Origin of the sequence: Acinetobacter sp. UBA1496, from assembly GCF_002324975.1 — a bacterium.
GTDB lineage: Bacteria > Pseudomonadota > Gammaproteobacteria > Pseudomonadales > Moraxellaceae > Acinetobacter > Acinetobacter variabilis.
On record NZ_DCRI01000078.1, the window covers coordinates 24783 to 43141 of the forward strand.

Genomic DNA, 18359 nt, shown 5'->3' on the forward strand with positions numbered 1-18359 from the left:
TTTTTAAAAATTTAAATATAATTTAAAAACAAATACCTAGTGATTTATTTTATTTTTATTCATCAGATTTTAGTTGTTTTATTCCAGATTGGCATAGCTCTTGCAAATTTCGAACTCGAGTTTAATCAATATCATAAAAACGTCTCAAACGATCTGGGGGAGTCATACAATGAAATCAACATTAAAAGTATTATCTTTTGCTTTACTAGGTGCTGCATCTTCTTTCACTTTCGCGGATGAACCAGCTGCTGAACATTCAGTTTCTGGGAATATCAGTGTACTTTCAAGCTATAACCTGCGTGGGATTACCAACACACCTGAAAATAGCGGAGCTACTTTACAAGGTGGGCTTGACTATAATCATTCCTCTGGCTTCTATGTTGGTTGGTGGGGTTCTACCTTAGATTATTCTTTGGTTGAAGAAGGCCGTGATGCTTTTGAAAATAATTTCTATGCAGGCTACAGCCATTCGGTAAATGATGATTTGGGTTTAACGATCGGTACGACTTACTACTATTATTATGAATCTGATGAAGAAACGAATGGATTTGAGCTGTTATTAGGTCTGAGCTATAAAGATTTAGGTATTACAGCACAAACTCTTCTTGAAGATACCACTTGGGGCAATGCAGGTGATACCTATTTAAAAGCTACTTATAGCTATGCTTTACCACAAGATTTCAGCTTGGATACAGCTTTAGGCTTATATGCTTATGAAAAATCAGGTGATATCGAAGGAACTACGGAAAGTTTTGGTTTCCGTCATTTTGACATCGGTTTAAGTAAACCTCTTGCAGATACTGGTGTGACTGCAAGCATCAATTACATTATTGGTGGTTATGATCGTATGGATGTGAAACAAAAGAACAAAGTAGTATTCGGATTAGGTTATAGCTTCTAATTTTCTCTAAATAAAAAGGCGACTCTAAGTCGCCTTTTTTATTATTTAAATGTGTTGCCCGCGATAAGACAGGGCTTCCGATAAATGCCCAGTCTGAATATCTAGACTTTGGTTAAGATCGGCAATGGTTCGGGCAACACGCAAAATCCGATGATAGCCTCGTGCTGATAAATTCAGTTTCTGCTGAGCCAGTTCAATCATTTTTTGAGCTGGTGGATCGAGAGGGGCATATTGTTCCAGTTGTTTTGGGCTAAGACTCATGTTTAAGGCATTTTGCCGTTTGATCTGAATGTTATAAGCGGTAATCACGCGTTGTCTGACCGTTTCAGAGTTTTCGACAGGTTTATTGTCCTGTAACTCCTGTGCCTGTAAAGGTGGTACGTCAATATGCAGGTCAATCCGATCCAGTAATGGACCAGAAATCCGGTTCTGATAACGCTTGATGGTTTCAGGTGAACATTGACAGCGGATGTCCTGATTAAATGCATAACCGCATGGACAAGGATTCATGGCTGCCACCAGCTGAAAATTGGCTGGAAAGGTAATTTGCCGGGAAGCACGCGAAATCACAATTTCTTTGGACTCAAGCGGCTGACGTAATACTTCGAGTACCTTGCGGTCAAACTCAGGCAGTTCGTCCAGAAATAACACGCCCAAATGTGCCAGTGTGATCTCTCCAGGTTTAGGATGTGAGCCACCGCCGACCAGTGCAATGGCAGAGGCAGTATGATGCGGTGCCCGAAATGGCCGCTGGCCAAAGGGATGATTGGCATTAGCAATTGAATAGATACTGGCAACTTCCAGATTTTCCTGAGTATTTAAGGGCGGTAAAATACTGGCAAGGCGCGATGCTAACAAGGTTTTACCTGTACCAGGTGGGCCGCGGAACAGCAGGGAATGGCCACCTGCAGCTGCAATTTCTAAGGCACGTCGTGGTCGCAATTGTCCTTTCACATCCGCTAGATCAAATTTATAAAAAGAGTGCTGATCTAATGGACTGGTCTTAAACGGGGTCAAGGTTTCTGCTTGAGCCAGATGTGCACAGACTTCCTGTAAATGATTGGCAGCAAATACCTGAAAATCCGGGAGCTGAGAGGCTTCCTGAGCATTCGGACTAGGCAAGATCAGCTGGTGCTGTGCCTGCTGGCAGGCGATTGCAATGCTCAAGATGCCTGTTACAGGCCGCAATTGACCATCTAGGGCCAGCTCCCCAATAAACTCAAGATTATCAGTACAATTTTCTGGAAGCTGCCCTGAGGCCAGTAAAATTCCTAGCGCAATCGGCAAGTCTAAACGTGAGCCATCTTTAGGTAGATCGGCAGGTGCCAGATTAATCGTCAGGCGTTTAGTCGGAAACTGAAAGCCACTATTCAGAATGGCAGAGCGAACCCGATCCTTACTTTCTCTGACTGCGGCTTCAGGAAGCCCCACAATGGTGAGGGAAGGCATGCCAGAACTGACATGGACTTCGACTTCAATTAAAGGTGCATGCAGGCCTAACAGGCCTCGCGTATAAATTTTGGCAAAAGACATATTGTTGTTCCAATATAGTGCATTATTTTTATTGTTCTCGTGTCTTTTGTGCACTGTAGTTGTGCTTATTTTTTAATCGAGATTTTTTCTTCTAGCTCTTCGACTTGTTTTAGTAAATCATTTAAACGCTGATTGGCATTATTTAGGGCAGTGCGTTGGCGTTCAAGCTCTTCTTTAGACACTAAATCCATCTTGCTAACGGCTTCATTGAGCAGGGCACGCAGATTGTGTTCCAGATCCTTTTTAGGTTGTTCAACTTGCTGCAAAATTGCTTGTAACAGGGTTTCAATCATAATCCGATCCATCGCCATATAAATGCGCGGACAGTGTAGCATTGCTGCAAGAGTGACTGACAGTATTTCAGATAAAATATAGGCTGCTTCGATTAGTAATATTGTAAAAATCCACATAAAAAATATCCAATTTGTGCAGATTCCAATACGTTATAAGTATAAAATAAAGGAGCAAGAAACATCGTGCCGGGCTTTCTAATTTCCCCCGACCTTAGGAATCTTGGCATGAAATTTGAACATAAAACCTTACTGGTGAAATAAGCCGAAGGAAAACAAACATGAAGCTCGTAACTGCAATTGTAAAACCTTTCAAATTGGATGATGTGCGTGAAGCATTATCTGAAATTGGTGTTCAAGGCATCACTGTGACTGAAGTCAAAGGCTTTGGTCGTCAAAAAGGCCATACTGAACTTTATCGTGGTGCTGAATACGTTGTAGATTTCCTACCGAAAGTCAAAATTGAAATCGCAATCAGCGACGAAATGGTTGATTCGGTAATTGAATCAATTACTCGTGTTGCAAGCACTGGCAAAATCGGTGACGGAAAAATTTTCGTAACTAACTTAGAACAAGTCATCCGTATTCGTACCGGTGAAACAGGTGCAGACGCTGTTTAATTTGGCACGAAGTTTGCTGAGTACCTAATAACTCACAAAAAACATGGTTGGGGGATACGAATGAAAAAAATGCTAATGGCGTTCGGCTTGTCCAGCGCTCTTTTAGGTGGTTCTGTTGCGTGGGCTGAAGAGGCCGTAACAGCACCAACACCTACTGAAGAAGTCGCACTTGTTGCAGAGACTGGTGATACTTCACTTACAACAACAGACACAACTACAGCAGAGATTGCTGAAGTGGCACCAGCTGAACCAGCAGCGCCTACAGAAGAAGAAGCTACTCTCGATACTGGCGATACAGCCTGGATTCTCACTTCAACAGCCCTTGTATTACTGATGACCATTCCAGGTTTAGCCCTGTTCTATGGCGGTATGGTTCGTAAGAAAAATGTGCTGGCAACAATGGCACACAGCTTTGTTGCTGCAGCCGTAGTCAGTATTGCTTGGGTCGTGATTGGCTATACCTTGGCCTTTGGTGAAGGAAATGCCTTTATCGGCAGTCTGGACAAGCTCATGCTGGCTGGAATAACCACCGATGCGCTATCCGGCACAATTCCTGAAATCCTGTTCGTGATCTTCCAAATGACGTTTGCCATTATTACGGTTGCCATCATCAGCGGTTCAATTGCGGAACGTATGAAGTTTGGTGCTTTTGTGGCATTTATTACACTTTGGGTGATTCTAGTTTATGCGCCAATTACTCACTGGGTATGGGGTGGTGGCTGGTTAGGCAACGATGGTGCGCTTGACTTTGCTGGTGGTACAGTCGTTCACATCAACTCAGGTGTAGCGGGTCTGGTTGCAGCCTACATGCTAGGTAAACGTATGGGCCTTGGCCGTGAATCAATGGCGCCACATAATCTGACTTTAACCGTCGTCGGTGCAAGCTTACTTTGGGTAGGCTGGTTCGGCTTCAACGGTGGTTCAGCATTGGGTGCAAATGGTTCTGCAGGCTATGCACTGATCGTAACTCAAGTTGCAGCAGCGGCAGCAGCAATCTCTTGGTTAATTACTGAAAAAGTAGTACGTGGTAAAGCCTCTGTATTAGGCGGTGCTTCTGGTGCGGTAGCAGGTCTGGTGGTGATTACTCCAGCAGCTGGTTTCGTTACTGTCGGTGGTGCACTGGCAATGGGTCTGATCGGTGGTGTGGTATGTTTCTGGGGTATTACTGCCTTGAAACGTGTACTGAAAGCCGACGATTCTCTAGATGCCTTTGGTCTGCATGGCGTCGGTGGTATCGTTGGTGCGATTCTGACAGCATTCTTTGCAAGCGAATTCATCATGGGTGATGCTGCTCCAGCAAATGTAATGAGCCAACTTTGGGTTCAAGTTGAAGGTGTACTTGCAACCATCGCTTACTCTGCAGTATTAACTTTTGTGATTCTTAAGGTGATCGATCTGATCATCGGTATCCGTGTTTCTTCTGATGATGAACGTATGGGTCTGGACTTGAGTCAACATGGCGAACGCGTAGAATAATCTGCTAAAACAATAATCAATATATTGTGTAAAACAGCCCATATGGGCTGTTTTTTTTCTATATGTTGCGTAAAACTCTACAAAGTTTGGAATTTTTGCTACACTCGGAAATCATCAGGATTTGTTCAATTAAACCGCTATGCATTGCCCATTTTGCAATACACCAGACAGTAAAGTGATTGATTCACGCCTGGCCGCTGAAGGTTGCCAGATTCGCCGCCGTCGTGAATGCGTCAGTTGTAATGAACGCTTTACCACCTTTGAAAGTTATGAAGTGGTGATGCCGCGTGTCATTAAATCTGATGGCAAGAATGAACCCTTTGATGAAGCCAAATTACGCCGTTCACTGATGCATGCCTTGCAGAAACGTCCTGTGACGCAAGAACAGATTGAAACGGTGCTCAGTGATATTCAATTACAGATTCGCCGTTTGGGTGAACGTGATGTGAAATCACGCACGATTGGTGAAATTGTCATGCAATCTCTATTTGCACTTGATCATGTCGCTTATGTCCGTTTTGCTTCAGTCTATCAGGACTTCCAGGATGTCGAAGCCTTTCGTCGTCAGATTGAACAAATGCAGCAACGCGGTGAGTTTCAAGAATAAGCATGACTGAACTCACTCAAGATCAAATCTGGATGCGCCGTGCCATCGAACTGGCACGTCAGGGACAGTACTCCACTAAACCCAACCCGAATGTCGGCTGTGTCATTGTCAAAGATGGCATAATCGTAGGTGAAGGTTTTCACCCTAAAGCAGGTCAACCTCATGCGGAAGTTTTTGCCATGCGTCAGGCGGGTGAACAGGCACGTGGAGCAACGGCTTATGTCACTCTGGAGCCGTGCGCACATTATGGCCGTACACCGCCGTGTGCCAAAGGTCTGGTTGAAGCAGGCTTAGCCAAAGTGATTGTGGCTTGTCCTGATCCGAATCCACTGGTCGCTGGAAAAGGTGTGCAGATCCTGAAAGAGGCCGGTATCGAAGTGGAAGTTGGCATCTGTGAAGATGAAGCGCATCTACTAAATGATGGCTTCCTGAAAGCCATGGCAACCGGTATGCCTTATGTGCGTCTAAAAATTGCATCCAGTCTGGATGGCCGTACGGCAATGGCATCGGGTGAATCAAAATGGATTACTGGTGTAGAGGCTCGACAGGATGTACAACATTGGCGTGCGATTTCCGGTGCAGTAATTACCGGGATTGATACGGTATTAGCAGATGACTGCCAGCTCAATGTTCGTAGTCTGAAAGAAGTTGATGACATCAGCACAATCGTTCAGCCAAAACGGATTATTCTGGATCGTCAGGGGCGTTTGCCACTGACTGCCAAAATTTTAGAAAATCCAGAAACTGTCATGGTCATGGGGCCTTATCGTCAGGAGCTGGCTGAGTTGGGTGTGATCCAACTCGAAATTCAGCCTTTAAAAGAATTATTACAGCAACTGGTTCAGCTGCATCAGATTTATGATGTGCTGGTTGAGTCAGGCGCAACCTTATCTACCGCATTTTTACAGGCAGGACTGGTGGATGAACTCATCAGTTATGTTGCACCGACCTTATTGGGGCAAACTGCGCGTAGTATGTTCAATGCAGAATTTAGCCGAATGGCAGAACAACTTCGATTCAAGCTACAGGATGTCACTCGCGTGGGTGATGACGTGCGCTTCAGGTTAATTCCTTCTCAAGAGACACTATGAATTCAGAGTCTACGGTTTATCACAAACGCCGCCATGCGGCACGTACTACCGATGAATATCTTTTCCATCAGTTGGTTCCTTATTTGGGGAACAAGCGCCGTTTACTACATTTAATTCTGGAAGCACTTGAGAGCACGGGAACCTTAAAACGTGAAGATGGTCGTGCGCCTATTTTTGCCGATTTCTTTGCTGGTTCTGGTGTGGTGTCGCGTTTAGCACGTCAAAATGGCTATCGTGTGATTGCCAATGACTGGGAACCGTATAGCCATGCGCTGAATCATGCAGTTCTGGCTTGTACTGATGCACCTGCATTTAAAGAACTGGGTGGCTATCAGAAAGCAATTGATTATCTGAACCGTCTGCCTGAAGTCAAAGGCTGGGTGACGCATAATCTGTGTCCACGCAATGACGAAATCTATGATCCGACCCGTGACCGTTTATTCTTCAAACGCCGTAACGGCATGCGTATCGATGCCATCCGTCAGCAGATTGCCACCTGGCAAGCGCAAGGTGCGATTGATGACGTGGAAATGAGTGCCTTGCTGGCACCATTACTTTATTCAGCCAGTTTTGTCAGCAATACCTCAGGCGTATTTAAAAGTTTCCACCATGGTTGGGGCGGTAAAACCCAGACTGCACTAGAACGTATTGAATCTTTACTTTGGTTAACCCCAAGTCGTTTCTGTGAAGATGCTAAGCATCAAGGGCCTGCCGCAGAAATGTGGTGTGTCGATGCCCAGCATCTGGCCAATCAGATGAGTGGTTTTGAAGTCGATGTAGCTTATCTGGATCCACCGTATAACCAGCATGCCTATAGCAGCAACTATCATGTGCTGAATGCTTTAACACTATGGGATCAGGTAGATCTGCCTACGCCAGACACTAAAGGCTTCAAGAGCGGAATTGACCGTGCATGGCGCAAAGAACGTCCAAGTCAGTACAACTCGTCCAAGCATGCCAAAGAGGCCTATGAAACTTTGTTGGCGACCATTAATGCGCGTTTTATCCTGACCAGTTATTCGACTGATGGTAATATCAGTGCCACAGATTTGTTGCAGGCCAACCTGAAACGCGGCCGTGTAACCTTGCTCACTCAGGATGTGCCACGTTATCGTGTCAGCAAACAGCGCCAGTCTGAACGTGCACGTGTACTGGAATTTATTGTAATTACCGACACACATGCCAAGTCAGGTCCACCAATTCGTCAGTTACTGAGCCAGTTGCATCATTATGCCGAGCTGGGCGGTGTGGATACGACCGGGGTGAGTACCCAATTGGCCTTGTGGTAAGCGCAGAGAAAAAGGAAATAAAGATGTTTACAGGTATTATTGAAAGTCTGGGCAAGGTCGAGAGCCTGCAAAGCGTTGGTGGTGATGTGCGTTTACGCATCCAGACGGATCTGGATATGTCTGATGTACATCTAGGTGATTCGATTGCCACCAATGGCATCTGTCTGACCGTAATTGACTGGGGTGAGAACTGGTATGCTGCAGACGTATCACGTGAAAGTCTGGACCGGACTACACTGGCTAACTGGAAAGTCGGCCAACCTGTAAATGTCGAAAAGGCGATGCTGCCAACTACACGCTTTGGTGGACATATTGTTTCTGGTCATGTCGATGCTGTGGGTGAAATTACGGTGGTACGTTCCGATGCCCGTTCCATCTACTTTGAAGTGACTGCACCAAAAGAAATTGCCAAATATCTGGCAGAGAAGGGCTCTATAACAGTAGATGGCATCAGCCTGACCATCAATCACTTACGTGGAAATATCCTTAGTTTGAATCTGATCCCGCATACAGCCGAACGTACCAATATTAGTACCTGGAAGCTAGGCACTAGAGTCAATCTGGAAGTGGATATACTGGCGCGTTATATCGAGCGTTTATTGCTTGGTGACAAGGCCGCAGAAACTACACAACAGTCTAAAATCAGCATGGACTTCTTAGCCGAAAATGGCTTTTTGAAATAAATTAGCTACACAATTACCAGACAATCTAATTGAAAAATTAGACTGTTTTTTTATTTTTCGGGATAATACGTGGCTCAACTCGCGATTTTAGCCCCAGTGGACAGGTCGAATGCTCGATTTTTTACTTCATCTTGAACAGTCTTTACCCTTATTACTGGAGCAGTATGGGGTATGGATCTATGCAATTTTGTTCCTGGTGATTTTTGCGGAAACAGGTTCGCCGTTTTTCTTCTTTTTGCCAGGTGACAGTTTGTTGATTGCTGTCGGTGCGCTGTGTTCCAGCTCCGATCTGATTACCTTGCACTCCATGGGATTATTGCTGCTGATTGCTTCGATCTTGGGTTATACCGTGAATTATTATTCGGGCAGGGTGCTCGGATTAAAGTATTTCAATGAACATTCACGGTTTTTCAAACCCGAATATATGGTCAAAACCAATCATTATTTTATGAAACATGGTGGCAAGACGATCTTAATTGCGCGTTTTATTCCCTTTGTACGTTCCTTCGGTCCTTTTGCGGCAGGTTCTGGCCATATGAGCTTTGCGACTTTCAGTTTTTATAATGTAACTGGGGGAATTCTCTGGATCAGCACTTTGCTAGGGGTGGGCTATCTGCTTGGTAATACCGCATTTTTACTGGCTGACTTGTTTTAATTTTAAAGTAGATTTTAGCTAGATAGAATAAGTTTAAACAAGGCAAGCAAGGAGTTAAGGCTGAAAAATAAAAAGACTATTTCAGCCAAATGACGATCAACTTTACTCAGCCAGATCAGAATTTTTCAGAATATAGTCAATTTCTTCTTTGGCTGCAGCGCGTAATTTCTCACGCAGTGCATTGATGGTTTGTTCAATCACAGTTTCTGCTTCGAGTTCCAGACGTAACCGTAAGCTTTCCAGCTCAGACAAAATCTGGGTATCATCGATATTTAAGCGACCTTTGGCAAAGTCGAGAACCTGATCCGGATTTTTCTGATAGCGTGCGGCATAATCCTGAACTTCAGTATCCAGTATATGACGCATTTCAGCAAGCTTCTGGGTTTGCTCGGCAAATTTTCGCTCTTCATCACGGCGTAGCTGTTCGGCATAAGCCTGTTCTTCAGCACGTTTTTCGGCTAAGGCTTTTTCGAGTGCCCGTTGTCTGCGAATGCGTGCTTCTTCAATCAGTTCGGCCTTGCGCTGTGCATACGCTGCTTCAATTTTACGCTCAGACTCTTTCTGTAACTGCTGGTCGCGGACCAGCCATTCTTCTACAGCGGTTTCAGGCTTAAGTACTTCACAGATGCGCGAGAGGTCATCGATAAAGGTCTGACGTACAGCCTCAGGTGTGTTTAACCAGCGCTGTTTAAAATCTGGACCTACATTTAATGCCACTTGCATCTCCTTGTTCACGTGATTACTTAGAGCTTAAAGGTATTTGGCTGAATGCCAAAGCGACGATATTGTTTATATTTTTCACGTCCCAGCTGTTTGGCCGGTTCATTGTTTTCAATAATCTCAATAATGTGACTAAATTTCGCATCAGGTTCAAGTGCTTCCGGATTAAAATTAAAAATAATCCAGCCCGACTGCTCTGGTAATTGAGCCGAGATACAAACGGTTGCATCTGGCTGATCGATTCCATGCGGAATAAAGCTGGCAGGATCAAAGTTCCATAGCTTTTCATCCAGTTCCTGCTGTAAAGCAGGATCAGCACACAGCAGCCAGATGCGCTCTGGCTGACGCAAAATTTTACGGCATAAACGACAAGTGCTGTCCACTTGTCGTTCAGGACTTTTTTCAAATAAATAAAAGCTGACCTTAGCCATGCTTTTGAACGCGATTAGCCAGGAATTGCATTAATAGAGGTACTGGACGGCCAGTTGCGCCTTTATTTGGACCTGAATTCCATGCAGTACCTGCAATATCCAGGTGAGCCCAGCGATAGTCACGTGTAAAACGTTGCAGGAAGCATGCAGCTGTTACAGAACCAGCTTTAGGACCACCAATATTGGCAATATCCGCAAATGGAGAATCCAGTTGTTCCTGATAGTCGTCCAGTACCGGCATGCGCCATACACGGTCAAATGCGTTTTGGCCGGCGGTTTCAAGTTCTGCAGCCAGCTCATTGTCTGGCGTAAACATACCGGTCAAGACTGAACCTAACGCCACTACACAAGCACCGGTTAGAGTTGCAATATCAATCACCAGAGCAGGATTAAAGCGTTTCACATAAGTTAATGCATCGCAGAGTACCAGACGGCCTTCAGCATCAGTATTTAAAATTTCAACGGTTTGACCACTCATGGTGGTGACGATGTCACCTGGACGTGTTGCTTTGCCAGACGGCATATTTTCCGCTGCAGCAATCGCACCTACAACGTGAATTGGTAAACGAGATTCACATAGTGCACGAAGCGTGCCCAGAACTGAAGCTGCACCGCACATATCGTATTTCATTTCGTCCATGCCAGCGCCTGGTTTTAATGAAATACCACCGGTATCAAAAGTAATGCCTTTACCCAGTAATACCACTGGTGCTTCTTGACGATGCGCCAGATATTCAATCGTAATAATACGGCCTGGACGGTCTGAACCTTTGCTGACTGCAAGGAAGGCCCCCATGCCAAGGTCAGCCATTTGCTGTTCATTGAGCACAGTTACTTTAAGTAGATCCGGATATTGAGCCGCCAGCGCTTGGGCCTGTTCTGCCAGATATTCCGGGAAACAGATATTGCCAGGACGGTTACCCAGATCACGCGCCAGATTCTGGCCAGTCTGTACGGCCTGAATCAATTGCAACTGTTCAGCTGTTAGCGTAGTTTCGGCAGCGATGAAGTCGATCTGCTGTAGAATAAATTCGTTCTTTTTCGACTTGTATTCGTCATAGCCATAGCTGGCCTGTGTTAAAGCCAATGCAAACAGATAGTGCAATTCTTGTGGAAGTTGTGTCAGATCAACAGAAATCTGTTTGAATTTTTTTTGAGAGGCTTTAATAATGGCTTGGGCAATTTTCGCCAGTTTTCCCGCTTGTAATTCGGCAGTCTTGCCGAGGCCGATAAGGGCCGCATGCTGAGACTGGCTGACCTGTCCAATCAGGCTTAAACTTTCTGCTAGACCGGCCTTGAATTGGGAGGCTTCAACTAATGTGTCTAGGTTGTTGATTTGGTATGTTGATGCAGCGCTCTGAATTTGCTCTGAGTTGACTAAAATCAACAAAGATTGACTTGATCCATTCTCTGGGAATGACGTATTAATTGTAAGGTTCATATCTTGTTTTCACGCCTGTTTAGATTTGCAAATCATTCAAGCATTGAAACATTTATCCGAATAGATTTTCAATGGGCAGAGCCACCTAGGTTTTATATTTTTGCTATTCGGGTAAACTAGCACTCGTTTTATGGAGCTCATTTTGGAAGAACTAATTTGATTATTCGGCGTTATCTGGTCAAGCAAGTGGTATCGACCTCCTTGGTGGTGATTGCCTTACTGACCCTTATCATGATGGGCGGTCGTTTGATCAAGTATTTTGGTGTGGCCGCACAGGGGCGTCTGGATGCTGGAATCCTGTTCAGCATCATTGGTTATCGTTTGCCTGAATTCCTGACCTTGATTCTTCCACTTGGGTTCTTTATTGGTTTAATGCTGGTCTTTGGTCGTCTCTATGTTGATCATGAGATGGCGGTCTTAAATGGTAGCGGAATTAGCCGGCATCAGCTGGCACGTCTTTTGATTCCGATGACTTTGGTCTATCTCCTTGCACAAGGCTTTCTCATGTTGTGGGCTTCACCGTGGGGGATTCGACAGTTCGAAGCCTTGACCAGTGAGCAGGCAGTACGAACCGGCTTTGATCTGGTTCGGCCCAAAGAATTTATCTCTTCCGGACCTTATACCATTTATGCCGGAGATCTATCCGAAGATCGCAAAAACCTGAAAGATATCTTCTTCTATCAGCGTGCGGAAAAAGAAGGCAAGCCAGATGTGATGATTCTGGCGCAGGAAGCGACCCGGATTGAAATGCCGAATGATGCAGCTAATGTGGTCGACCTAGTCAATGGTCGCCGCTATGAAATTTATCCAGGCACGCCGCAATATACCCAGGCTGAATTTGAAAGCTATCGTTTACGGATCGAAAGTGATAAAGAAGCATCACTGGCCAGTGATGAAGTTGAAGCCTTGCCGACCGGACAGCTTTGGAAAAATCGTCAGGATCCTGTCGTAGCCAGTGAGTTTGGCTGGCGTGTCTTTGTGCCATTTGCCATTGTGATTGCCCTGATTTTGTCTGTGGCGCTATCTGAAGTGAGCCCACGTCAAGGTCGCTATCTCAAATTGTTCCCGGCACTGATGATCTTTGCCAGCCTGATTGTCGCCCTGATGGCAATCAAAACCCGGGTCAGTAAGGCGGAAATGGGCATTTGGGCTTATCCATTAGTCCTGATCATTTATGCTATAGCCGGTGCATTGTTCTCACGTAAACAGAATTTGGCGCCAAAAATTAAAAAACGGATTCAGCGAGTGAGGTCTTAACAATGTTAGCACGTCGTATAGTTGCCAAACATGTGACCGGAACCACTGCGCTGGCGATGCTTGGGGCAACCGCTGTTCTTTCAGGTCTGCAGGTCTTATTTACGTATTTAGGTGAATTGGGTTCCCTGAAAGAAGGCTATGGTGCCTGGGATGCCTTGAAATATGTACTCTGGGGCGCACCCAATTATTTGTATGAAATCCTGCCAATTTCGGCACTGATTGGTGCGGTACTCGGTTTGGGTACATTAGCTTCCAATAGTGAGCTGATCGTAATGCGTTCAGTCGGCATTAGCCTGTGGCGTATTGTCGGCTGGGTTATTCGATCAGCATTGCTATTGGTCGTATTGTCGTTTGCCCTGAGCGAATGGGTGATTCCATATACCAATGAACAGGCCAAAGCAGTCAAAAGCTATAACAAACCGGTCAAAATTGGTGAAGTTAAAGGTTACTGGACGCGTGAGGGGAATCGCTTTATCTATATTGATTATGCAAATGCCAAAGGCCAGCTGAAAAATGTACAGATGCTGGACTTCGATGACAATTACCGTCTGCGGGGTACTCTGGATGCCAAACAGGGTGAGTTTGTCAAAGATGGGGCTTGGAAACTAGATAGCACAGAACAGTTTGATATTTTACAAAACGGTAATGCGACACTGGTACAGCATGATGAGCAGCCACTGGCTTTGGCCTTGCAGCCAAAATATGTGCATATGGTCACGATTGATCCGGAAGATTTATCGCCAAGCCAGCTGGTGAGCTTTATGAGCTATATGCATGAATATAGTCAGGTACCTAAAACCTATCAGCTGGCCTTCTGGCAGAAAGTCGGTTCGCCATTTGCCCTGATTGCGCTGGTAGTGATTGCCTGTTCATTTATTTTCGGACCATTGCGTCAGCAATCCATGGGTTTCCGTTTGGTGATTGCATTATTCGCAGGTTTAGGCTTCTTCTACCTGCAGGATTTTCTTGGCTATGCCAGTCTGGTCTATGCGCCGTCACCGGCATGGTTCGTATTTATTCCTATTTTGCTGATGTTTGCTATTGGCGGCTACTTGCTCCATCGGGCCCGCTAAGCTACAGGAAAATAGAAGAAATCAATCGCAACAAGAGGCTTAAACCATCGTCTGGTCATGGCCTCTTTTTGCAAAATTCGGTAAACTAGAGCGATTAATTCGTAGACGAAAAGAGTATTTCATTATGACGGATGCAACTGCTGGCAAAATCCCTCACGTTTTGGTGATTATGGATGGTGTGGGTCATCGCGAAGCGGTCGAAGACAATGCGTTTTTAGCGGCTAAACGACCAAATTTAACTGCTATGCAGGAAAAGCATCCGCATGGTTTGATCTCAGGTTCAGGTGAAGATGTCGGCCTGCCTGATGGTCAGATGGGGAACTCTGAAGTCGGTCATATGAATCTTGGTGCTGGCCGTGTGCTGTATCAGGACTTTACCCGTATTACCAAAGATATCCGTACTGGGGCTTTCTTCGAACATGAAGTGCTGGTAGATGCGGTTGAGAAAGCCAAAGCAGCAAATGGCGCAGTCCACATTATGGGTCTGCTGTCTGAAGGCGGTGTGCACTCACACGAAGATCATATCGTTGCGATGGCTGAACTGGCTTTAAAACGCGGTGCTCAGGTTTATCTGCATGCGTTCCTCGATGGCCGTGATACACCACCAAAAAGTGCGCAACCCTCTTTAGAAAAACTGGATGCATTATTTGCTCAATATCCGGGCCAGGGTCGTATTGTCAGCATGATCGGTCGTTATTTTGCCATGGACCGTGACAACCGTTGGGATCGTGTAGAGCAAGCGTATCGTCTGCTGACTGAAGGTGAAGCAGTGCGTACTGCAGCTAGTGCAGTTGAAGGTCTGGAACAGGCTTATGCTGCAGAGGAATCAGACGAATTTGTAAAAGCGACTCGCATTGGCGACACTGTGAAGATTCAGGATGGCGACAGCGTCGTATTCATGAACTTCCGTGCTGACCGTGCCCGTGAATTGACTCGTGCCTTTGTTGAAAAAGATTTTGCCGGTTTTGAACGTAAGGTTGTACCGAATCTGGCGAAATTCGTGATGTTGACCCGTTATCAGGCGACCATTGATGCGCCAATAGCCTATATGCCAGAAGCGCTGGTAAATTCTTTAGGTGAGTATCTGTCGAACCTGGGTAAAACTCAGCTACGTATTGCAGAAACCGAGAAATATGCGCATGTAACCTTCTTCTTTAGCGGTGGCCGTGAAGATGAATATCCAGGTGAAAAACGTATCCTGATCCCATCTCCAAATGTTGCGACTTATGACCTGAAACCGGAAATGAGTGCCTATGAAGTCACTGATGAACTGGTGGCAGCGATCAATTCAGGCGAGTTTGACCTACTGGTTGTGAACTATGCCAACGGTGATATGGTCGGTCATACCGGTGTATTTGATGCAGCAGTGAAAGCCGTTGAAGCCGTGGATACTTGCTTAGGCCGTGTTTATGAGGCTGTGATGGCGAAAAAAGGTCATATGATTATTACTGCCGATCATGGTAATGTGGAGCAAATGCAGGATTATCAGAGTGGTCAGGTGCATACCCAGCATACCACTGAACTGGTTCCATTTATTTATGTGGGTCCAAGTTCTGCAACAATCGCAGAAGGTGGTGTATTGGCTGATGTCGCACCAACCCTGCTGAACCTGATGCAAATTTCGGTACCAGCTGAAATGCAGGGTCGCAATCTTATTGAGCTGCACGCTTAATCTTTTATAAAACAGGTATAAGAATGATAAAAACACATGGCAAGTCTGTAGTCTTATCCTGCTTACTGATGTGTTTGAGTCATTCCGCTTGGAGTGCTGTTTCAACCGAGATGGCACTCGATGAACTGGAAATGGACGAACAGGTCTATAATGAAATTCCTGTTACATCCATCCAGGAATTTGTTCAGATTTATGGCATCGTCAAAGATAATTATATTCAAGACAAAAATGACGATGTGCTTTTCCAGCAGGCCATTCAAGGTCTGGTAAGTGGCTTAGACCGCTATTCCCGCTATTTATCTCCTGAAGACTATAAGCAGCTGCGTGAATATACCGAAGGTGATCTGGCCAGTATTGATTTTGATCTGCATTTTAATCCGCAGCTAAAACAATGGATGGTACAAGGCTTGAGTCCGGATGCTGATTCTGCCAAACAAGGCCTTCGCAATGGTGTCACAGTTTACAAGATTGATGATCAGGTCTTGAGTGCACTGAAACGTGAGCAGGTGCGAGATTTATTGACTGGTGCTATTGGCTCTACTTTAACGCTACAGCTTTCTGCGCAAAGTGTACCGATTACACTGGTCCGCAATACCAAAGTGGATACCGAGATTAAATCGACCTTACACAGCAATCAGGTTTTGGTGCTACAGGTCAAAGTCTTCCAGCAGGATACCGCTAATGAAATCAAACGGATTATTGAAAGTTATTCAACTAATCGCCTGAAAGCGGTGCTGTTTGACCTGCGTAATAATCCGGGTGGTTTATTATCTGCAGCTGTTGAATCAGCAGATTTGTTTCTGAATCAGGGTATTATTGTCTCGACCAAGAGCCGTTCTGAAGGCAATCAGCAATTTCAGGCACTACCAGGAATTGAGTTTCAGAACCTAAAAGTCGGGATTCTGATCAATAACCGTTCTGCTTCTGCTGCAGAAGTATTTACTGCTGCTCTGAAAGAACATAATCGTGCTTGGGTGGTAGGAGAAAAGAGCTATGGTAAAGGGGTGGTACAGAAATTATTTCCTTTGAGCAATGGCTCCGCTTTACAGATGACGGTGTCGCAATACTTTAGCCCGAGCGGCAATATGATCGAAGGATATGGGATTCAACCACATTTCACCTATCCCCTAGGTCAGGATGCGCGTGAGGAGAGCTATCTGGATCACGTCACAGACTTGCTGCTCCTGCAGAAATAATCATTCCTCTTCTTCAGTATCCAGTCCAAATTTTTTTAGACGATAACGTAAAGACCGAAATGACATCCCCAGTTTCTTCGCGGCCAATGTACGGTTCCAATGGGTCAGATTCAAAGCATTCAACAGAATTTCTTTTTCAATCTTTTCTAAATACAGTTCCAGACCTTCTTCAGGTAATTTTTTCGGAATAATGATCTGATCCGAAGATGAAGTCGGCTCTGCCAGATTGGTAGTTTCTGATAAGACGGGAGCCATATGACGCAGTGGAGCAGTTTGCAGATGCTGAAGATCAATCTTATCTTCATCACTCAAAGTAATCGCTCGTTCAATAATGTTACGCAGTTCGCGTACATTGCCTGGATAATATTGCTCGAGTAAAAATTCTTTACTCCGTTCCGTCAACTTTTTCGCAGGAATTTCCCATTCTTGGCAGATCTTTTGAATAAAATGCTCAGCGAGGAGCAGAATATCCTGGCCGCGCTCACGCAGGGGTGGTAAGACCAGATCCATCACATGAATACGGAAGAACAAGTCCTGACGGAATTTGCCTTGTTGTACCAGCGCATCGAGATCCTGATGGCTGGCACTGATGACACGGAAATCGACATCAATTTCAGTATCGGAACCGACTGGACGAATGCGTTTTTCCTGAACAGCACGTAACAGTTTGACCTGCATAGACAGGGGTAATTCAGCAATCTCATCTAAGAATAGGCTACCCCCATGGGCAGACTGAACTAGTCCTTGTTTGTCCTGTGTCGCGCCAGTAAAGCTGCCTTTCTTATGGCCAAACAGTTCACTTTCCATCAGTTCAGTCGGGATTGCACCGCAGTTAATTGCGATTAAAGGTCCTTCATTGCGATTGCTGAGACGATGAACCAGATTGGCGACAACTTCTTTCCCGGTACCTGATTCGCCAGTAATAAACACGGGTGCCTGGGAACGGGCAATTTTTTTCAAGGTGACACGCAATTGCTGAATAGGCAGAGATTGTCCAATCAGCAGTTTATGTTCTAGTGAATCATTGGAATTATTCTGATAATAGTCTACTGGTTTATTTAGTGCTTTTTGCAGCAGTTGCTCAAGATGCTTTTGATTGATCGGTTTGCTGACAAAGTCAAATGCACCTGCCTTGAGTGCAGCAATCGCAATTTCCATATTGCCATAGGCCGTTAAAACAGCTACCGGAAGGTGAGGAGAATGCTGGTTAATCCAGTCCAGTAATTGCAAACCATTGCCATCAGGAAGATTTAGATCCGTCAGACAGGCATCATATTGATGATCTGTCAGAAATTTTTTTGCATCTTCCAGACGATGGGCAATATGTGTACGGATTCCCATGCGCATCAATGACATTTGCATGAGGGTACATAGATCTTCCTCATCATCCACCAATAAGACCAGTGGTTGTTGTTCCACAATAT

The 18359-nt window shown here is 45.2% G+C and carries 18 protein-coding genes; 12 read left to right on the plus strand and 6 right to left on the minus strand.

Going from position 1 to position 18359, the window contains the following annotated elements; translation table 11 throughout:
* Positions 1 to 169: 169 nt before the first annotated feature.
* Positions 170 to 901, plus strand: a complete 732-nt coding sequence (locus tag B3143_RS09030) for a TorF family putative porin (protein WP_125279424.1) — start codon at positions 170 to 172, stop codon at positions 899 to 901.
* Between the two features lie 45 nt (positions 902 to 946).
* Here B3143_RS09030 and B3143_RS09035 read toward each other — a convergent pair whose 3' ends face one another.
* Together B3143_RS09035 and B3143_RS09040 are read right to left on the minus strand one after the other, a co-directional pair.
* Positions 947 to 2434 carry a YifB family Mg chelatase-like AAA ATPase gene (locus B3143_RS09035; protein WP_286740146.1) on the minus strand — a complete coding sequence of 496 codons (1488 nt, stop codon included), beginning with the start codon at positions 2432 to 2434 and terminating at the stop codon, positions 947 to 949.
* 65 nt (positions 2435 to 2499) lie between these two features.
* On the minus strand, positions 2500 to 2727 hold the full coding sequence (locus tag B3143_RS09040) for an accessory factor UbiK family protein (protein WP_034169813.1): 228 nt from the start codon (positions 2725 to 2727) through the stop codon (positions 2500 to 2502).
* A 278-nt stretch (positions 2728 to 3005) separates the two neighbouring features.
* On the opposite strand from B3143_RS09040, the gene glnK reads away from it, so the two are divergent.
* The 7 genes from glnK to B3143_RS09075 all read left to right on the plus strand — a co-directional run bounded on the left by glnK (position 3006) and on the right by B3143_RS09075 (position 9145).
* Positions 3006 to 3344 (plus strand): P-II family nitrogen regulator, encoded by a 339-nt coding sequence (gene glnK, locus B3143_RS09045; RefSeq protein ID WP_004650081.1) that lies wholly within the window; start codon positions 3006 to 3008, stop codon positions 3342 to 3344.
* 60 nt (positions 3345 to 3404) lie between these two features.
* Positions 3405 to 4820 carry an ammonium transporter gene (locus B3143_RS09050; RefSeq protein WP_286740147.1) on the plus strand — a complete coding sequence of 472 codons (1416 nt, stop codon included), beginning with the start codon at positions 3405 to 3407 and terminating at the stop codon, positions 4818 to 4820.
* 139 nt (positions 4821 to 4959) lie between these two features.
* Positions 4960 to 5427, plus strand: a complete 468-nt coding sequence (gene nrdR, locus B3143_RS09055) for a transcriptional regulator NrdR (RefSeq protein WP_004787309.1) — start codon at positions 4960 to 4962, stop codon at positions 5425 to 5427.
* Between the two features lie 2 nt (positions 5428 to 5429).
* Positions 5430 to 6518: a bifunctional diaminohydroxyphosphoribosylaminopyrimidine deaminase/5-amino-6-(5-phosphoribosylamino)uracil reductase RibD gene (gene ribD / locus B3143_RS09060; RefSeq protein ID WP_286740149.1), complete on the plus strand. Its 1089-nt coding sequence runs from the start codon at positions 5430 to 5432 to the stop codon at positions 6516 to 6518.
* Positions 6515 to 7807 (plus strand): DNA adenine methylase, encoded by a 1293-nt coding sequence (locus B3143_RS09065; protein ID WP_004787305.1) that lies wholly within the window; start codon positions 6515 to 6517, stop codon positions 7805 to 7807. The genes ribD and B3143_RS09065 overlap by 4 nt, the downstream gene beginning before the upstream one ends.
* 23 nt (positions 7808 to 7830) lie before the next feature.
* Entirely contained in the window at positions 7831 to 8490 is a 660-nt protein-coding gene (locus B3143_RS09070; RefSeq protein WP_286712766.1) for a riboflavin synthase, read from the plus strand.
* Positions 8491 to 8599: 109 nt separating this feature from the next.
* Positions 8600 to 9145 carry a VTT domain-containing protein gene (locus B3143_RS09075; protein ID WP_005233462.1) on the plus strand — a complete coding sequence of 182 codons (546 nt, stop codon included), beginning with the start codon at positions 8600 to 8602 and terminating at the stop codon, positions 9143 to 9145.
* 102 nt (positions 9146 to 9247) lie between these two features.
* On the opposite strand, the gene blhA is transcribed toward B3143_RS09075, so the two are convergent.
* From blhA to B3143_RS09090, 3 genes are read right to left on the minus strand one after another with little or no spacing between them, the layout of a single operon-like run.
* The gene (blhA, locus tag B3143_RS09080) at positions 9248 to 9862 is read right to left on the minus strand and encodes a cell division protein BlhA (RefSeq protein ID WP_286740151.1); all 615 of its coding nucleotides are present in this window, start codon (positions 9860 to 9862) and stop codon (positions 9248 to 9250) included.
* 26 nt (positions 9863 to 9888) lie between these two features.
* Positions 9889 to 10296, minus strand: coding sequence for a DNA polymerase III subunit chi (locus tag B3143_RS09085; protein ID WP_004787296.1), 408 nt, complete (start codon positions 10294 to 10296; stop codon positions 9889 to 9891).
* The gene (locus tag B3143_RS09090) at positions 10289 to 11737 is read right to left on the minus strand and encodes a leucyl aminopeptidase (protein WP_286740154.1); all 1449 of its coding nucleotides are present in this window, start codon (positions 11735 to 11737) and stop codon (positions 10289 to 10291) included. The genes B3143_RS09085 and B3143_RS09090 overlap by 8 nt, the downstream gene beginning before the upstream one ends.
* A 156-nt stretch (positions 11738 to 11893) precedes the next feature.
* Between B3143_RS09090 and lptF the strand changes: the two genes are divergently transcribed.
* The 4 genes from lptF to B3143_RS09110 all read left to right on the plus strand — a co-directional run bounded on the left by lptF (position 11894) and on the right by B3143_RS09110 (position 16935).
* Positions 11894 to 12994: an LPS export ABC transporter permease LptF gene (lptF, locus tag B3143_RS09095; RefSeq protein ID WP_286740156.1), complete on the plus strand. Its 1101-nt coding sequence runs from the start codon at positions 11894 to 11896 to the stop codon at positions 12992 to 12994.
* Between the two features lie 2 nt (positions 12995 to 12996).
* Positions 12997 to 14067 carry an LPS export ABC transporter permease LptG gene (lptG, locus tag B3143_RS09100; RefSeq protein ID WP_286712762.1) on the plus strand — a complete coding sequence of 357 codons (1071 nt, stop codon included), beginning with the start codon at positions 12997 to 12999 and terminating at the stop codon, positions 14065 to 14067.
* Positions 14068 to 14191: 124 nt separating this feature from the next.
* On the plus strand, positions 14192 to 15739 hold the full coding sequence (gene gpmI, locus B3143_RS09105) for a 2,3-bisphosphoglycerate-independent phosphoglycerate mutase (protein ID WP_286740157.1): 1548 nt from the start codon (positions 14192 to 14194) through the stop codon (positions 15737 to 15739).
* Between the two features lie 23 nt (positions 15740 to 15762).
* On the plus strand, positions 15763 to 16935 hold the full coding sequence (locus B3143_RS09110) for a S41 family peptidase (RefSeq protein ID WP_286740158.1): 1173 nt from the start codon (positions 15763 to 15765) through the stop codon (positions 16933 to 16935).
* Here B3143_RS09110 and B3143_RS09115 read toward each other — a convergent pair whose 3' ends face one another.
* The gene (locus B3143_RS09115; RefSeq protein ID WP_376745106.1) at positions 16936 to 18357 is read right to left on the minus strand and encodes a sigma-54-dependent transcriptional regulator; all 1422 of its coding nucleotides are present in this window, start codon (positions 18355 to 18357) and stop codon (positions 16936 to 16938) included.
* Positions 18358 to 18359 lie beyond the last annotated feature (2 nt).

Coding starts and splice junctions, on each gene's coding strand:
- B3143_RS09030 (WP_125279424.1), top strand. CDS start 170: ATGAAATCAACATTAAAAGTATTATCTTTTGCTTTACTAGGTGCTGCA.
- B3143_RS09035 (WP_286740146.1), bottom strand. CDS start 2,434: ATGTCTTTTGCCAAAATTTATACGCGAGGCCTGTTAGGCCTGCATGCA.
- B3143_RS09040 (WP_034169813.1), bottom strand. CDS start 2,727: ATGATTGAAACCCTGTTACAAGCAATTTTGCAGCAAGTTGAACAACCT.
- glnK (WP_004650081.1), top strand. CDS start 3,006: ATGAAGCTCGTAACTGCAATTGTAAAACCTTTCAAATTGGATGATGTG.
- B3143_RS09050 (WP_286740147.1), top strand. CDS start 3,405: ATGAAAAAAATGCTAATGGCGTTCGGCTTGTCCAGCGCTCTTTTAGGT.
- nrdR (WP_004787309.1), top strand. CDS start 4,960: ATGCATTGCCCATTTTGCAATACACCAGACAGTAAAGTGATTGATTCA.
- ribD (WP_286740149.1), top strand. CDS start 5,430: ATGACTGAACTCACTCAAGATCAAATCTGGATGCGCCGTGCCATCGAA.
- B3143_RS09065 (WP_004787305.1), top strand. CDS start 6,515: ATGAATTCAGAGTCTACGGTTTATCACAAACGCCGCCATGCGGCACGT.
- B3143_RS09070 (WP_286712766.1), top strand. CDS start 7,831: ATGTTTACAGGTATTATTGAAAGTCTGGGCAAGGTCGAGAGCCTGCAA.
- B3143_RS09075 (WP_005233462.1), top strand. CDS start 8,600: ATGCTCGATTTTTTACTTCATCTTGAACAGTCTTTACCCTTATTACTG.
- B3143_RS09085 (WP_004787296.1), bottom strand. CDS start 10,296: ATGGCTAAGGTCAGCTTTTATTTATTTGAAAAAAGTCCTGAACGACAA.
- B3143_RS09090 (WP_286740154.1), bottom strand. CDS start 11,737: ATGAACCTTACAATTAATACGTCATTCCCAGAGAATGGATCAAGTCAA.
- lptG (WP_286712762.1), top strand. CDS start 12,997: ATGTTAGCACGTCGTATAGTTGCCAAACATGTGACCGGAACCACTGCG.
- gpmI (WP_286740157.1), top strand. CDS start 14,192: ATGACGGATGCAACTGCTGGCAAAATCCCTCACGTTTTGGTGATTATG.
- B3143_RS09110 (WP_286740158.1), top strand. CDS start 15,763: ATGATAAAAACACATGGCAAGTCTGTAGTCTTATCCTGCTTACTGATG.